Annotated in this window: 13 protein-coding genes and 1 pseudogene; 10 read left to right on the forward strand and 4 right to left on the reverse strand. The window is 72.1% G+C overall.

Annotated elements, in window-relative coordinates; genetic code table 11:
- Positions 1-124 precede the first annotated feature (124 nt).
- The 6 genes and pseudogenes from ACIRG6_RS08050 to ACIRG6_RS37720 all read left to right on the forward strand — a co-directional run.
- Positions 125-1114, forward strand: coding sequence for a GlxA family transcriptional regulator (locus tag ACIRG6_RS08050; RefSeq protein WP_403321545.1), 990 nt, complete (start codon positions 125-127; stop codon positions 1112-1114).
- A gap of 137 nt (positions 1115-1251) precedes the next feature.
- A complete protein-coding gene (locus ACIRG6_RS08055) occupies positions 1252-1890 on the forward strand; it encodes an HD domain-containing protein (RefSeq protein WP_318216870.1) in 639 nt (212 codons plus the stop codon).
- 58 nt (positions 1891-1948) lie between these two features.
- Positions 1949-2548 (forward strand): HD domain-containing protein, encoded by a 600-nt coding sequence (locus tag ACIRG6_RS08060; RefSeq protein ID WP_364821648.1) that lies wholly within the window; start codon positions 1949-1951, stop codon positions 2546-2548.
- 202 nt (positions 2549-2750) lie between these two features.
- The gene (locus ACIRG6_RS08065; protein ID WP_403321547.1) at positions 2751-4061 is read left to right on the forward strand and encodes an MFS transporter; all 1311 of its coding nucleotides are present in this window, start codon (positions 2751-2753) and stop codon (positions 4059-4061) included.
- A gap of 87 nt (positions 4062-4148) precedes the next feature.
- The gene (nadE, locus tag ACIRG6_RS08070; RefSeq protein ID WP_350716387.1) at positions 4149-4979 is read left to right on the forward strand and encodes an ammonia-dependent NAD(+) synthetase; all 831 of its coding nucleotides are present in this window, start codon (positions 4149-4151) and stop codon (positions 4977-4979) included.
- Between the two features lie 25 nt (positions 4980-5004).
- A pseudogene (locus ACIRG6_RS37720) lies at positions 5005-5205 on the forward strand (DUF7691 family protein); the annotation flags it as partial.
- A gap of 126 nt (positions 5206-5331) precedes the next feature.
- Here the strand turns inward: ACIRG6_RS37720 and ACIRG6_RS08080 are convergent.
- Entirely contained in the window at positions 5332-6456 is a 1125-nt protein-coding gene (locus ACIRG6_RS08080) for a substrate-binding domain-containing protein (protein WP_364678249.1), read from the reverse strand.
- Positions 6457-6618: 162 nt separating this feature from the next.
- Between ACIRG6_RS08080 and ACIRG6_RS08085 the strand changes: the two genes are divergently transcribed.
- From ACIRG6_RS08085 to ACIRG6_RS08100, 4 genes are all read left to right on the forward strand, one after another.
- Complete coding sequence (locus tag ACIRG6_RS08085; RefSeq protein WP_403321550.1) at positions 6619-9063, forward strand: polysaccharide lyase 8 family protein; 2445 nt, start codon at positions 6619-6621, stop codon at positions 9061-9063.
- A 117-nt stretch (positions 9064-9180) separates the two neighbouring features.
- The gene (locus tag ACIRG6_RS08090) at positions 9181-9885 is read left to right on the forward strand and encodes a VanZ family protein (protein ID WP_364821654.1); all 705 of its coding nucleotides are present in this window, start codon (positions 9181-9183) and stop codon (positions 9883-9885) included.
- A gap of 79 nt (positions 9886-9964) precedes the next feature.
- Positions 9965-10660, forward strand: coding sequence for a response regulator transcription factor (locus ACIRG6_RS08095; protein ID WP_364821657.1), 696 nt, complete (start codon positions 9965-9967; stop codon positions 10658-10660).
- Positions 10653-11732: a sensor histidine kinase gene (locus tag ACIRG6_RS08100; RefSeq protein ID WP_350716392.1), complete on the forward strand. Its 1080-nt coding sequence runs from the start codon at positions 10653-10655 to the stop codon at positions 11730-11732. Before ACIRG6_RS08095 ends, ACIRG6_RS08100 begins: the two co-directional genes overlap by 8 nt.
- A 216-nt stretch (positions 11733-11948) precedes the next feature.
- Here ACIRG6_RS08100 and ACIRG6_RS08105 read toward each other — a convergent pair whose 3' ends face one another.
- From ACIRG6_RS08105 to ACIRG6_RS08115, 3 genes are all read right to left on the reverse strand, one after another.
- Entirely contained in the window at positions 11949-13577 is a 1629-nt protein-coding gene (locus tag ACIRG6_RS08105; RefSeq protein ID WP_364821660.1) for a sodium/solute symporter, read from the reverse strand.
- Complete coding sequence (locus ACIRG6_RS08110) at positions 13574-13966, reverse strand: DUF485 domain-containing protein (protein ID WP_364678259.1); 393 nt, start codon at positions 13964-13966, stop codon at positions 13574-13576. The genes ACIRG6_RS08105 and ACIRG6_RS08110 overlap by 4 nt, the downstream gene beginning before the upstream one ends.
- A 267-nt stretch (positions 13967-14233) precedes the next feature.
- The gene (locus ACIRG6_RS08115) at positions 14234-14908 is read right to left on the reverse strand and encodes a hypothetical protein (protein WP_403321554.1); all 675 of its coding nucleotides are present in this window, start codon (positions 14906-14908) and stop codon (positions 14234-14236) included.
- Positions 14909-14988 lie beyond the last annotated feature (80 nt).

Raw genomic sequence — 14988 nt, forward strand, 5'->3', positions numbered from 1 at the left:
GCTCCTCGACGACTGAGGTACCGCGCCGGTGCGCCGCGGCCCGCGTGATCAACTGTGCCCGTACAGGGTCGCATCACCGGTTCACCCCGGCCGTGGTGTGCCGGCGGGCTGGGAGGGAGAGGCAATGGCATCCGGACCGCACAGCGTCGGCATTCTGGTGTTCGACGGCATGAAGATGCTCGATCTGTCGGGGCCCGCGGAGGTGTTCAGCGAGGCCAATCGGTTCGGCGCGAGCTACCGGCTGGAGATCGTCTCGGCCGGAGGGGTGCCGGTGCGTTCTTCCATCGGCATGCGCGTCCCGGTGGACGTGGACGCCGGCGCCGCCGCGGTCTACGACACGCTGCTCGTGGTGGGCGGTGACCTGCTGCCCGGCCCGCCCGTGGATCCCGGCCTCAGTACGGCGGCGAAGGTGCTCGCGGACAGGGCCGGGCGGGTCGCCTCGGTCTGCACCGGTGCCTTCGTCCTGGGCGCCGCGGGCCTGCTGGACGGCAAGCGGGCGACCACACACTGGCAGCACACGACCTCGCTGGCACGCCGTTGTCCGTCGACGCGCGTGGAGCCCGACGCGATCTTCGTCAAGGACGGCACCACCTACACCTCGGCCGGTGTCACCGCGGGCATCGACCTCGCCCTCGCCCTGGTGGAGGAGGACCACGGTCCGGACCTGCCCAGGCAGGTTGCCCGCTCACTGGTGGTGTACATGCAGCGGGCCGGCGGGCAGTCCCAGTTCTCGGCCTCGCTCCAGGGCCCGGCTCCCCGCGCACCCGTGCTGCGGCTGGTCCAGGAGGCCGTCCAGGCCGATCCGACGGCCGACCACGGCCTGGCGGCACTCGCCGCCCGCGTGCGGGTCAGCCCACGGCACCTGACCCGAATGTTCCGCGCCGAGCTGGACACCACGCCCATGAAGTACGTGGAGCTGATCCGTTTCGACATGGCCAAGGCCCTGCTCGACGCCGGGCACAACGCCACGGAGGCCGCCTCGCTGTCGGGCTTTCCCAGCTACGAGAGCCTGCGCCGGGCGTTCGCCCGCCACCTGGGCCTGTCCCCCACCCGGTACCGGCGCCGCTTCGCCACCACCACACCGGCCCCCGGCACCCGCACCACCGGAGGGTGAGCCGGCAGCGCGGACCATGGCCGTTTTCGAGGGCTTCTCGGCCGTCCCGCAGCGGACGCGACGGCCCCGTCCGACGCAAGCTGAGGTCAGGTCCTGCATCCGTAGGTCCCGCACCACCGTCCCCAGGGAAGGCAGCCATGACCGAGAAGATCGCCGGAATCGAGATCCCCGACAGCAAGCTCGCGCAGGACGCGACGGAACTCATCCGCGACACCACGCCGCCGCTGATCTTCCACCACTCCCGCCGGGTGTACCTCTTCGGCAGCCTCCGGGCCGCGGCACTCGGCCTGCGGCCCGACCCGGAGCTGCTGTACGTGGCGGCGCTGTTCCACGACACCGGCCTCGTGCCGCCCTACCGCAGCGACGACCAGCGCTTCGAGATGGACGGCGCCGACCAGGCCCGGGCCTTCCTGCTGACCCACGGTCTCTCCGAGAGCGACGCGGACACGGTCTGGACGGCCGTCGCCCTGCACACCACGCCCGAGGTGCCGTACAGGATGGCACCGGAGATCGCGGCGACCACCGCGGGCGTCGAGACCGATGTGCTCGGCCTCCACCTGGCCCACGTCACGCAGGCACAGATCGACGAGGTCACCGCCGCGCACCCCCGGCCGGACTTCAAGCGGCAGATCCTCCAGGCGTTCACCGACGGCTTCCGGCACCGCCCCGACACCACCTTCGGCACGGTGAACGCGGACGTCCTGGAACACTTCGTCCCCGGATTCCGGCGGACCGACTTCGTCGACGTCATCGAGAACTCCGCCTGGCCCGAGTGACCGGCCGGCACGGCGACCGGCCCCCGGCCTCCCGGACGACCGTTGTTACGCTCCCCCGGTGAGGATTCCGGGAACCGAAGAGATCCGTGCGCTGCACGCGAAGTACGCGCCGACCGCCGAGACGTTCGACCTCGTGCACACCCACTGCGAGATCGTCTGGGGCATCGCCGAACAGCTGCTCGCCGCGCCGCACCTCGGCCATCTCGACGCCGAACTGGTCCGCGCGGGCTGCCTGTTGCACGACATCGGCGTCTACCGCCTCTACGGGGACGAGGGGCGGCTGGACCACGGCAACTACATCCGGCACGGGCTGCTCGGCCACGAGATCCTGGAGAACGAGGGCTTCCCGGAGACGCTGCGCCGCTTCTGCTCCCACCACACCGGAGTGGGGGTCACGAAGGAGGACGTCCTGAAGCAGGGCCTTCCCCTGCCCGTCGCCGACTACCTGGCGGTGACGGACGAGGAGCGGCTGGTCATGTACGCGGACAAGTTCCACAGCAAGTCCCGGCCCACGGCGTTCCTGACGGCCGACGAGTACGCCTCCCAGGTGCGCCGCTTCGGTGAGGAGAAGGTCACGGCCTTCCAGGCCCTGCGTGCGGAGTTCGGCGACCCCGGACCCGCGCTGGGCGTTCTTTCGCGTCGGGCCGCCCACGGCTAGGGTTCGGGCAGGAAGTCACCCAGGAGGAGTCGAGACATGGTCGGTTTCCCGAGCGCGCGTTGACGTCGTAGGCCGTGACCGGCCTGTCATCGCGTGCTGCCCTTGATGCCGCGGCACAGCGAGCCTTCCCCCGTCCGAACCGCCGGTGCGCCTTTCGTGTGCTCGGCGGCGGGCCTCGTTGCCGGCAACCCAAGGGATTCCCGTGACGTCCGCTTCCTCCACCGCAGCCGATTCCGGTCGGCCTGTTCCGTCCAGCCTGTGGCGGGACGCCGACTTCCGCAGGCTCTGGACGGGCCAGACAGCCTCCCAACTCGGTGAACACGCAAGCCTGGTGGTCCTGCCGCTCTTCGCGGTCCTGACCTTCGAAGCCAGTGCCGGTCAGCTGGGTGTCCTTCGCGCGGTGGGGCAGGCGCCGGTCCTGCTGCTCTCGCTCTTCGCCGGCGCCTGCGTGGACAGGTGGCGGACCCGCACGACGATGGTGCTCACCGACGCCGGCCGGACTCTGGCACTGGGCGCGGCCGCAGCGGCCGGCCTCCTCGGTCTGCTGGGCCTGCCCGGCCTGCTCGCACTCGCCTTCGCCGTCGGAACCCTGTCCGTGTTCTTCGACGTGGCGTACCAGACGTCCCTCGTACGGCTGGTGGAACGCGACCGGCTCGTGCAGGGCAACAGCGCGCTGGAGGGCAGCCGTTCCGCGGCGCAGATCGGGGGTCCCGCTCTCGGGGGTGCGTTGGTGTCGCTGCTGTCGGCGCCGATCGCCGCCGCCTTCAGCGCGCTGTTCTTCGCGCTGTCCTTCCTGTCGATCCGGCGGATCCGCCGAGCCGAGTCGGTCCCGGAGGGTCCGGAACACCCGCCACGGGTCTGGCGGCGGATTCATGAGGGCCTGCGGTTCGTCGCCCGTGACTCCGCGCTGCGGAGCCTGTGCCTGGCCTCGGCCGTCTTCCAGTTCTCCTTCGCGGCCGTGATGACCGTCCATCTCCTCTTCCTGCCGCGGGAACTGCACCTGTCGGGCACCGTCGTAGGGCTGGCACTGGCGGCTGCGGGACCGGGTGCGCTGCTGGGCTCGGTGCTGGCCGCACGCCTGCCGAGCCGGTTCGGTCATGGCCTGGTGCTCGTGTGTGCGGCGGCGATCGGTGACGGCGCGTTCCTGTGTGTGCCCGCGTTGCACGGCTCGTCGGTGCTGACGGTCACCGCGCTTCTCGCGGTCGGCTTCGTGTTCGGGTGCGGCGGCCAGTTGGTGAACGTCACGGTCATGGCCGTCCGGCAGGCCGTCACTCCGGACGGGATGCAGGGCCGCGTGGCCGCCACCGTCACGTTCGCCGGCATGGGGGCGGCCCCGCCGGGTTCTCTGCTCGGCGGTTTCCTCGCCGAGGAGTGGGGGCTGCGCACAAGTCTGCTGGTGACGGCCGCGGGCATGACGCTGTCCCCGGTGGTGATGGCTCTCTCCCCGCTCGGGCGCCTGGGACGTGAGCTTCCGGCACCGGGGCGGCTCATGACGCTGCCACGCTCGGAGTGACCCGTGCCCGACGCGGTTCCCGTCCTGGTGAAGGCGTCTGGGTAGGCTGGTTACGGCAGCACACCGCGAACCAGATCAGGAGCAGACGTGAGCGAGCCGGCGTCCATCGCCCAGCAGCAGGAAATCGCCCGGGAACTCCAGGTGGCAGAGAACTTCGACGCCGAGCGGGAGATCGAACGCCGAGTGGGCTTCCTCGCCGAGCGGCTGACCTCCACCGGCCTGCGGTCCCTCGTGCTCGGCATCAGCGGCGGCGTCGACTCCACGGCCGCCGGCCGCCTGTGCCAGCTCGCCGTCGAGCGGGCCCGCGCCGCGGGTCACGAAGCACGCTTCTACGCGATGCGCCTGCCCTACGGGGCCCAGGCCGATGAGCACGACGCCCAGCTCGCGCTCTCCTTCATCCAGCCCGACCACGTGCTGACCGTCGACATCAAGCCCGCGAGCGACGCCGCACTGGCGGCCGCGGTCGTCGCCGACGTCGCCTTCCGCGACGAGCACCACCAGGACTTCGTCCTCGGCAACATCAAGGCCCGGCAGCGCATGATCGCCCAGTACGCGGTGGCGGGGGCGCACGACGGTCTGGTCGTCGGCACCGACCACGCCGCCGAGGCCGTCTCCGGGTTCTTCACGAAGTTCGGCGACGGCGCCGCCGACCTGGTCCCGCTGACCGGCCTGACCAAGCGCCGGGTGCGTGCCGTCGCCGACGCGCTGGGCGCCCCCGCCGAGCTGGTGTGGAAGACGCCGACGGCCGACCTGGAGACCCTCGACCCGGGCAAGGCCGACGAGGACGCCCTCGGAGTCACCTACGACGACATCGACGACTTCCTGGAGGGCAAGCCGGTGGACGAGGCGGTCTTCGAGAAGATCGTCGCGCGCTACCACCTCACCGAGCACAAGCGCCAACTGCCCATCGCGCCCTGAGACAACCGGTGCCGCCGTCCGCCCGGTGCCCACCCGGCGGACGGCGGACCCGCAGGGCCCCCCGGGTGTCAGTGCCGCTTGGCACTATGACGGTCATCTCGGCCATCTGCCGCTGGCGAGGACCAAGCCCGCCGCCGACGCGTACCGTGCCGTCCTGGACCGGCTGCCCCAGGACTTCCGGTACGACGTCCAGGAACTGGCGGAGAAGCTGGAGTTCGAGCACGAGGAGTGGGAGTACGCCACGAAGAAGATCGACTGGTACACCCAGGACACGCTCTTCTTCAGCCTCACTGCCAAACGATCATTTCGATCAAAACGATCGCTCATCGTTCCGTCGTGCGGGTCGCCCCGCTCAGCGCGGCGAGGCGCAGGACGCGCGCACCGTGAGCCGCGGCACGAGCGAGACGTGCCGGCTCGGAGCCGACGCGCCCGGGCCCGCACCGAGCCGGGAGAGCATCATCTCCACGGCGGTCTCCCCCACGGCCTGCCGGGGCGGCGCCACCGCGGTCAGCGGTACGTCGGCCAGTGCCGCCATCTCGTCCTCGTACGCCACCAGCGACACGTCGGCCGGGATGGACAGTCCCCGTGCGCGCAGCCGTTGCACCACGCCGATCGCGGTCTGGTCGTTGTGGACGATCGCGGCCGTGACCCCGTCGTCCGTCACCGACCGGTACAGCGCCCGAGCGGCGGCCTCCAGGGCCGCCGGATCGTCCGGGTCGACGGCTACGGGCGGCAGCACGGACAGGCCGCGTGCCGCCACAGCGGCTTCGTAACCCTCCCTGACCTGCGGAGATGTCGGGTTGTCCTGGGCCAGCAGGGCGATCCGCTCGTGTCCGAGCCCGGCGAGGTGGTGGACGGCCGCGGCGCCGCCGAGCACATGGTCGGAGCGCGCGCTGTCCAGCCCGGCCAGCCGCCCCCCGAGGGGGACGCGCCGGTCCACCAGGACGGCCGGGATCCTCAGCGCCAGCAACTGTTCCTCCTGCTCGAAGCTGGGTACCCCGCGCTCCCAACTGGGCTGGATCAGCAGGCCGTCCACACCGCCGTCGAGCATCCGCCCGATCTGCGCGGTGTCCTCCTCGGAGCGCCAGTGCGCGATCCCGAGCACCAGCCGGCCGCCCCGCGTCGCCACGGCGTCCTGGGCGCCTCGCACCAGCTCGGCGAAGTAGTGCTCCATGCTGGGCACGACCATGCCCAGGACCGGTCCGGTGGTCTCCGGCGGTTCGGCGTCCTCGGTGCCGGCCGCCGCGGCGGGCGTTCCGGACGACGCGGCAAGCGGACCGCTTCCTGACGCTGCGGGCCACGAGACCGAACCGTGCAGCCTGGTCAGCCGGCCCTGTTCGGCCAGCGCCTCGACATCGCGGCGCACGGTGACGGCGGAGACGCCCAACTCCCGCGCCAGTTCCGTGACGCGCAGACCGCCTCGCCTGCGCACGATCTCCAGCACCCGTTCATGGCGCTGATTGACATGCGACCGCATCCGTCGTCCTCCTGGTGATCCCCCGGCTGGTGCGCGTTCCACCGTACTCCAACGATTGATTCTTTCGAGTCTTACGTATTGAGCGTCTTGCTCACATCGTGCTAGAAACCCCTCACTCGCCCTCCACGCCCCACGCCCCTCCCCCGCGTCCTTGGAGACACCATGCCGACACCCTGGTCCCGCCGCGTATTCGTCAAGGCGACGGGTGGTGCCGCTGCCGCGCTGGGCCTGGCCGGAGCCGCCTCCCTGGCGGTCCCGCCCGGCGCCGCGTACGCCGCCTCCGCCGAGTTCGAGAAGCTCAGGACAACCTGGCGGGGACTGATCCTGGGCTCGGGATTCAGCCCCACCGCGGAGCCGTTCGCCTCCAAACTCGCGCAGTTGGGCGCGAGTGCAGCCGCCTGGCGGACCGCGATGCGGCCCGCGCCGGGCTCCCTGTGGCCGGGCATGGTCTGGCGGGACCCGGAGCCCGACACGGACACCGAGTCGTACGCCTACTCCGCGCAGATCCAGCTGACCCTCCAGCGCCTGCGTTCCATGGCCGAGGCCTACGCCCAACCCGGCACCGGTCTGACCGGCGACGACGCTCTCGCGCGGGACGTCGTGACCGGGATACGGCATGTGGTCACCGAGGTGTACCACGCAGGCCAGGCCCGCTACGGCAACTGGTACAACTGGCAGATCGGCGGCCCGCAGGCGCTTCTGGACGCGGCGATCATCCTCTACGACCACCTGGACGCCGACCTGATCGCCGCGATCACCGAGGCCGTCCGCGACTTCGTGCCGGACAGCGCCGTGGCGTCGTACACGGGCACCTCCACCGGCGCCAACCGCGTGGACCTGTGCCGCACCATCGCGCTGAGCGGTCTGGTCGGCGAGGACGCGGACCGGCTCACCGTCGCGGCCGACGCCCTCTCCCCGGTCTTCCCCTACGTGACGACCGGGGACGGTCTCTACCGGGACGGCTCCTTCGTCCAGCACACCTGGGTGCCCTACGCCGGCTCGTACGGCGCGGACCTGTTCACGGGCCTCAGCCTGCTGTTCGCGCTGCTCGCGGGTTCTCCGTGGGAGATCACCGACCCGGCCCGGGAGAACTACTTCGACGCCGTGGACCGGGCGTGGGCTCCCTTCTTGTACAACGGCCTGTGCATGGACGCCGTCTCCGGACGCGCCGTCTCCCGGGGGCTGCCGCCCGGTGACGCCGCCGGCGCCAACGACGACCATCTGCGCGGCCACTCGGTCATCGCCTCGATCGTCGCCCTGGGCCGGGCCGCGAGCAGCGAGCAGAACGCGCGCTGGCGCGCCCTGGCCAAGGGCTGGATCCAGCGGGCCTACTTCAGCCCGCCGCACACCGACCCGATGCTCGGCGTCTACAAACTCGCCCAGCTGCAGAGCGTCATGGACGACTCCTCCGTCAAGCCCCTGCCCGAGCCGGTCGAGCACCGCCTCTTCCCGTCCCAGGACCGGGCGGTGCACCGCCGCCGGGGGTGGGCCGCCTGTCTGTCCATGGCGTCCGACCGCATCGCGCACTACGAGTGGGGCAACGGAGAGAACCTGCGCGGGTTCCACACCGGCGCCGGCTGGCTGTCCTGGTGGGGTGACGACTACGCCAACGAACAGTACTCGCAGACCTTCTGGGCCACCGTCGACCCCTACCGCCTGCCCGGCATCACCGCCTCGCAGAAGAGGCTCGCCGACGGTCAGGGCGGCCAGTGGGGCGCCGAACGGCCCGCGGTGAAGTGGGTCGGCGGCACGACCGACGGCACGTACGCGGCGGTGGGCCAGCACCTGAAGGGCATCGCCTCGACGCTGGTGGCACGCAAGTCCTGGTTCTTCCTGGACGAGGGGATCGTCTGTCTGGGCGCCGGCGTCACCGCGTCGGACGGCGAGGCCGTCAACACCGTGATCGACAACCGGCGTCTCGGCGCCACCGGCACCCACGCCCTGACCGTGGACGGCCGGCTCCGGCCCGGGACACCGGGCTGGAGCGAGACGCTGACCGACCCGGGATGGGCGCACATCGCCGGCCACGGCGGCTACGTCTTCCCGGCCGGCGGTCGGGTCACGGCCCTGCGCGAGGAGCGCACCGGCCGGTGGAGCGACATCAGGACCGGTTCCTCCACGGCCCCCTGCACCGACCGCTACCTCACCCTGTACGTCGACCACGGCACCGATCCGGTGGACGGCACCTACGCCTACGTCATGCTGCCCGGTGCCAGTGCCGCCCGTACCGCGGCACGGGCCGCCGGCGCGCGGGGCCTGCTCAGGACACTCGCGAACTCGCCCCGGGCTCAGGGCGTCCGCGTACCCTCCCTCGGGTTCACCGCCGTCAACTTCTGGGCCGCCGGGACGGTCGGCGACCTGACCGCCGACGCCCCCTGCTCGGTGCTGGTCCGGCAGCGGCGCGACGGCACCGCCGTCGTCTGCGTCTCCGACCCGACCCGCACCCTGGCCACGCTCACCGTGACCTGGCGGCACCCGGTGACCTCCGTCCTCTCGCGGCCCGGCACGGTCGAGCGGGCCGTGCCCGGCCGCGACCTCACCCTCACCTTCGGCGACCTCACCGCCGAGGCGGGCGCCACCCAGAAGGTCACCGTGCGGACGGCGTGACGACGGTGCGGCGCTCTTCGGCGCCGCTGGGGGGCCGGGTTCGGGAAGGTGTTGTATCGCGGGCGTATCGAAAATCGCATACGCCACCGCGACAGCGCTCCGGCTCCCATAGGGGGCGTGAATCACCACGCATCGCTCTCAGCACCGTTCCGTCGCACGCGCAGGATCGTGCTCCTCGGCCTGGCGGTCCTCGGCCTGGCGAGCGCCGCGTTCGTCATGCGGCGGCCGCTCATGATGTCCGCTCCGAGGTGCATGGCCGGGCGGTGGCACGGCTGCTTCGACACGTTCAACGGTGTGGTGCTCATGACGTTGGTCGCGCTGCCGTTGGCCGTGCTGGTGGCGTGGGCTCTGGCGCGCCGGCGGCGTGCCGCGGGCGTCGCGTCGGCGTGGCGGATGTCGCTGGCCGAGGTGGGCATGGTCCATGGGACGGTGCCCTTCCTGTGGCTGACCATGATGCCGGGCGGCGGGGCGGGCGTCGTGCCCGCCCGGGTGAGCCTGGTACCGCTGCGGGACCTGGTCACGATGGGGACCCTCGGGATCGTCGGCAACCTGCTGGTCTTCGCGTCGCTGGGGTTCTTCGCCCCGATCCGGTGCGCGGCCCTGGCGTCCGTGCCGCGGATCCTGGCGCTCGGGGCGGGCTGCTCGGCCCTGGTCGAGACCGCGCAGTACGTCCTGAGCCTCGACCGGGTGTCGTCCGTGGACGACGTCCTGGTCAACGCCGCGGGCTGCGTGCTGGCCGGGCTGGCGTCGCGCCGCTGGTGGCGCGCCACGGCCCAGGCGCCGGCGGACCGGTCTCGCCCCGCCCCGGCACCGGCGGGCTGAGTCGCGTGTCCGCTGCGCACACGTCGTCGCGCACGTCTACGCATACGTCGGCGATATGTATGGTGCTTAGGCTTCGGACATGCGCGTACTGATCGTGGAGGACGAGCCCTATCTGGCGGAGGCCGTCCGCGACGGTCTCCGGCTGGAGGCGATCGCCGCCGACATCGCCGGCGACGGCGACTCCGCCCTGGAAATGCTCAGTGTCCACTCCTACGACCTCGCGGTCCTCGACCGCGACATCCCCGGTCCCTCCGGCGACGAGGTCGCCCGGCGCATCGTGGCGTCCGGCAGCGGCATCCCGATCCTCATGCTGACCGCCGCCGACCGGATCGACGACAAGGCGTCCGGGTTCGAGCTCGGCGCCGACGACTACCTCACCAAGCCGTTCGAACTGCGGGAGCTCGTCCTGCGGCTGCGGGCGCTCGACCGCAGACGCGCGTACGCCCGGCCCCCGGTCCGCGAGATCGCGGGCCTGCGCGTCGACCCCTTCCGCCGGGAGGTCTTCCGCGACGGACGCTATGTCGCGCTCACCCGCAAGCAGTTCGCCGTGCTCGAGGTCCTCGTCGCCGCCGAGGGCGGGGTCGTCAGCACCGAAGAGCTGCTGGAGCGGGCCTGGGACGAGAACGCCGACCCCTTCACCAACGCCGTCCGCATCACCGTCTCCGCCTTGCGCAAACGGCTCGGCGAACCGTGGATCATCGCCACGGTGCCGGGTGTCGGCTACCGCATCGACACCGGCCCCGACGCCACCCGCCCCGGCAGTGCGCATGCCTAGACGCCCAGGGCTCAGCGTCCGGCTGAAACTCGCCCTCAGCTACGCCGGTTTCCTCGCCGTCGCCGGTGCTCTCCTGCTGGCCGTGGTGTGGGTGTTCCTGCTGCGGTACGTACCCGACAATTCGCAGGGCCTTCTCGGCATCTCGCCCAACCGCTACCTCCTCGTGCACACCTTCGCCCCCGCCGCGGCCGCGGCGATGGCCTTCCTGCTCGTGTTCGGTCTCGTCGGGGGATGGATCCTCGCCGGCCGGATGCTCGCCCCGCTCACGCAGATCACGGACGCGGCACGGATGGCCGGGAGCGGGTCGCTGTCGCACCGGATCCGCATGACGGGCCGCCAGGACGAGTTCCGTGAACTCTCCGACGCGTTCGACTCGATGCTCGAACAGCTCGAGTCCCATGTCGCCGAGCAGCAGAGGTTCGCCGCGAACGCCTCCCACGAACTGCGCACCCCGCTGGCCATCTCGCGGGCGCTGCTCGACGTCGCCCGCAAGGACCCCGCACGCGACCGGGGCGAACTCGTCGAACGCCTGCACGCTGTCAATACGCGGGCGATCGACCTCACCGAGGCCCTGCTGCTGCTCAGCCGCAGCGACCGCGGGAACTTCACCCGCGAGAGCGTCGACCTGTCCCTCGTCGCCGAAGAGGCCGCCGAAACCCTGCTGCCCCTCGCCGAGCAGCGCGGGATCACGCTCGACGTGACCGGCGGACCGACCCGGACCAGCGGCTCCGCAGAGCTCCTGCTGCGCATGGTGACGAACCTCGTCCAGAACGCGGTCGTGCACAACCTCCCCGCCGGCGGCACCGTGACGGTCGACACCGCGGCGGAGGGCGACGTGAGCGTGGTGCGGGTCGAGAACACGGGTCCTCCGCTCCCGCCGGACCTGGTGCCGACCCTCGTCGAACCCTTCCGGCGCGGCACGGACCGTGTACGCGCCGACGAGCACGCCGGCGCCGGCCTCGGGCTCGCCCTCGTGCACAGCATCGTCCGCGCCCACGGCGGGACCCTCGACCTCGTCCCCCGCCCCGCCGGCGGGCTCCTTGTCACAGTGCGGATCCCCGGCCTGCCGTAGGCGGCCTCCAGGCCGTTCGAGGGTCCGCGGTCCCCGCAGTCGATGGTGAGCGCCGCCCGCGGGCGGCGCCGCAAGTCGCACGAGCGGGTGGATCGCGTCGCGTGCCCCTGGTCTCCGACGCGGATTCCGGCTGCACGGTCGGCGAGATCATCGCCGCCACCGGCCGTCCGACCCACACGCGCTGAGCGCGGACGTCGCCACCGGCCACCGTGCCGTCTAGTCGTCCGGGCTCCATGCCGGCCGGCGTCGCGGTGGTCCGGCGAGGATGCGCTGCTCGACGGCCGCGTACCGGACGCGTTCGCGCTGTGCGCCCCGGCGTCCGCCCAGGACGGTGCCCAGCCAGCCGAACGCGAAGCCCAGCGGCACCGACACCAGGGCGGTCGTCGTGAACGGGAACCAGTTGAAGTCGGCCTCCGGGAAAGCCGAGGTCGGCGAACCGGAGACCAGCCGGGTGCCCGACATGAGCACCAGCACGGTGACCGAACCGCCGATCAGGGTGCACAGCAGACCGGCGCGGCTGAAACGGCGCCAGAACAGCGAGTAGACCAGGGCCGGGGCGATGGCCGAGGCGCCCATGCAGAAGGACAGCGTCGCGAGGGGCTGCAGGCTGCGGTGCTGGGCGAGCGCCGCCAGCAGCACCACCGGTACGCCGACGATCAGCGCCGAGACGCGTGCCAGGGTCATCTCGCGCGGCGGCGCCATGCCCTTGCGGCGGGAGGCCGCGACGTCGTGCGCCAGCGAGTTGGCGCAGGCGAGCGTCATACCGGCCACCGACGCGAGGAGGGTCAGGAAGATCGCCGTCGTGACCGTGCTGAACAGCAGGCTCTCCGTGCGGGACACCTCGGGGCCGAACGCGGCCCGGGCGCCCAGCAGATAGGCGGTGCTGCCGCGCGGGTCGGCCGCGGTGATCTGCTGCCGGCCGACGAGCGCCGTGGCGCCGATGCCGATGACGGTGATCACCAGCATGAACAGGGCGACCGCCGACACCGCCCAGGACATGGTGCGCCGCACCTGCCGGGCGCTGCCCGCGGTGTACATGCGCATGGTGACGTGCGGCAGGCAGGCGCCGCCCAGCACGATGGCGACCTGGGTGCTGATCATGTCGGGGCCCGGGTGCGGTCCGTCCGCGAACTGCAGTCCGTACCGCAGGAACGCCTCACCGGCCCCGCTGCGCCGCGCGGCCGTGTCGACCATCGTCCCGGGGTGCCAGCCGAAGGCGTGCAGCATGAGCACGGCGACCACGAGCCCGGAGCCCAGGAGGATCACCGTCTTGAGGATCTGGATCAGCGCGGTGCCCTTCATCCCGCCCAGGGCCGCGTAACTGATCATCAGCGTTCCGGCCCCGACGATGCATCCCGTCTTCAGGACGCTGCCGGAGAAGCCGAGGATGAACGCCAGCAGCTGCCCCACGCCCGCCAGTTGCACGATCATCATGGGCACCAGCGAGAGCACGGTCACCGCGCAGGCGGTGACGCGGACGGCCCGCCCCGCCATGCGCCGGCCCAGGGCGTCGCCCATGGTGAAGCGGCCCGTGTTGTGCAGGGGCTCGGCGAGCAGGACCATCAGCAGGAGCAAGGACAGCAGGGTGCTGAGGGCCAGCACGACACCGTCGTAACCGCACAGCGCGATGACACCGCCGATGGTGAGCACCGTCGCCGCGGAGATGTAGTCGCCGGCGACGGCCAGGCCGTTGCGCATCGGGGACAGCGAACGGTAGCCGGTGTAGAACTCCTCCAGGTCGTCGCGGTCGGGGCCGGTCACCACGCACAGCAGCAGCGTGACGGTGACGACACTGCAGAAGGCGACGAGGGACCAGGACTGCGCGGAGCCGCCGAGGTCCGTCATCCCCGCGGCTTCCCGTCGCCGCCGTCCGGGCCTTCGTACCGGCTGACTCTACGGGCCAGGGGGTCGACGTACCGTCGCGCCGTGTATTCGAAGAGGACCACGGCCACCCAGGTGACCGGAACCTGCACCAGGGCGAGCAGCAGGCCCGTGGGCAGACCGCCGAGGACGGGGCGCGACATCAGGGAGGGGGCCTCGACGGTGAGTGTCAGGAAGACGGCGAAGTACCCGAGGGCAGCGAACGTGGCCACCCTGCGCTGCCATCGGCAGGCGCGGCGCAGGATCCGCAGCGCGCGGTGGTAGCCGGCGGGCACCGGCAGGTGCGAGGCGGCTGAGGGGGCCCGTCCGTTCTGCTGTCGTAAGGGGTGTGACTCGGCGCTGTCGTAGGACATCACGAACTCCTGGGGCGGCCGGGGCCCGACGTGCACGGACCGCACGAGGGTGGGGGTCGGTTCGGGTCCCCGCACGCTATGCGGGGTATCGGCACGCGGGCAGTGGTTTCCGTCGAACTCCGCCGTGGCGGCCCGTGCCGCCGCCGTCCTCGGTCGTTACCCGTGGTGCCGCTGTGCCGGCGGTGTCGCGGGGTGCCGGGGGAGACCTCTTCCGGGCACGGTCGCTCCCCAGTTCGTCGTACATGTGCTCGGGTGTACGTCTACGGCTCAGCGGAGGTCGATCAGCCGGTGCAGGGGGGTTCCGTACGCCCATCGTCTCAGCAGGGTGCCGTCCATCAGACGGATGTCCTCACTCGCCCGCGCCCACCGGACGTCGCGGCGGGTGAACGTGCCGCGGTGCACGACCAGCCGGAGCCGTGGCGGGCGGTCGCCGCGGGGTGCCGGGGCGAGCGGCGGGTCCTCGTCCGGCAGCGGCTCGGCGACGGGGCGGAACGCCACCTCAAGCCGGTGCCCCCGGTCGTGGCGGGCCTGTACGCGTGGGCGGACACCGTCATCGGCCGCCCGCCGTACGGTCCAGCCGTCCCGGCGGAGCATGCGGCACACGGCCAGTGCGAGGCCGTCGACGTCCAACTCCGCGATCTCCTCCGGCGTGTAGTACCCGCGGCGGCGCCGGGACAGGGGCCGACGGCGCCCGACGACCACCGGCACGACGACCGCCGCGAGGGCGAGCGCGGCCACGGGCGCTGCCGGGCCGGTCAAGCGGTAGGCCACCACGAGACCGGCCAACGCCCCGCACGCCGTGAGCACCGTTCCGGTCAGCGCGGGCAGCACCTCCCGCAGCTCGGGTCCGTACTTGCCCTGGGCCCTCAGCAGGCGCACCGCCTGCCGCCGCCGGGCCCTCCTCGACTCCTGTCCACCGGTCCCCGGACGGCACCATGTCATCGGGCCAGCTCCCCCCAACCCTCCGCACATGCGCGTGGACGAGACATACCCGTGGCGGCAGGGAGCATCCCCGCGGGGGG

This window comes from Streptomyces flaveolus (genome assembly GCF_044765825.1).
Taxonomy (GTDB): domain Bacteria; phylum Actinomycetota; class Actinomycetes; order Streptomycetales; family Streptomycetaceae; genus Streptomyces; species Streptomyces flaveolus.

What these genes read in the sequence shown, in the direction of transcription:
- ACIRG6_RS08050 (WP_403321545.1), top strand. Translation starts at nt 125, where the DNA reads ATGGCATCCGGACCGCACAGCGTCGGCATTCTGGTGTTCGACGGCATG.
- ACIRG6_RS08055 (WP_318216870.1), top strand. Translation starts at nt 1,252, where the DNA reads ATGACCGAGAAGATCGCCGGAATCGAGATCCCCGACAGCAAGCTCGCG.
- ACIRG6_RS08080 (WP_364678249.1), bottom strand. Translation starts at nt 6,456, where the DNA reads ATGCGGTCGCATGTCAATCAGCGCCATGAACGGGTGCTGGAGATCGTG.
- ACIRG6_RS08085 (WP_403321550.1), top strand. Translation starts at nt 6,619, where the DNA reads ATGCCGACACCCTGGTCCCGCCGCGTATTCGTCAAGGCGACGGGTGGT.
- ACIRG6_RS08095 (WP_364821657.1), top strand. Translation starts at nt 9,965, where the DNA reads ATGCGCGTACTGATCGTGGAGGACGAGCCCTATCTGGCGGAGGCCGTC.
- ACIRG6_RS08100 (WP_350716392.1), top strand. Translation starts at nt 10,653, where the DNA reads ATGCCTAGACGCCCAGGGCTCAGCGTCCGGCTGAAACTCGCCCTCAGC.
- ACIRG6_RS08105 (WP_364821660.1), bottom strand. Translation starts at nt 13,577, where the DNA reads ATGACGGACCTCGGCGGCTCCGCGCAGTCCTGGTCCCTCGTCGCCTTC.
- ACIRG6_RS08110 (WP_364678259.1), bottom strand. Translation starts at nt 13,966, where the DNA reads ATGTCCTACGACAGCGCCGAGTCACACCCCTTACGACAGCAGAACGGA.
- ACIRG6_RS08115 (WP_403321554.1), bottom strand. Translation starts at nt 14,908, where the DNA reads ATGACATGGTGCCGTCCGGGGACCGGTGGACAGGAGTCGAGGAGGGCC.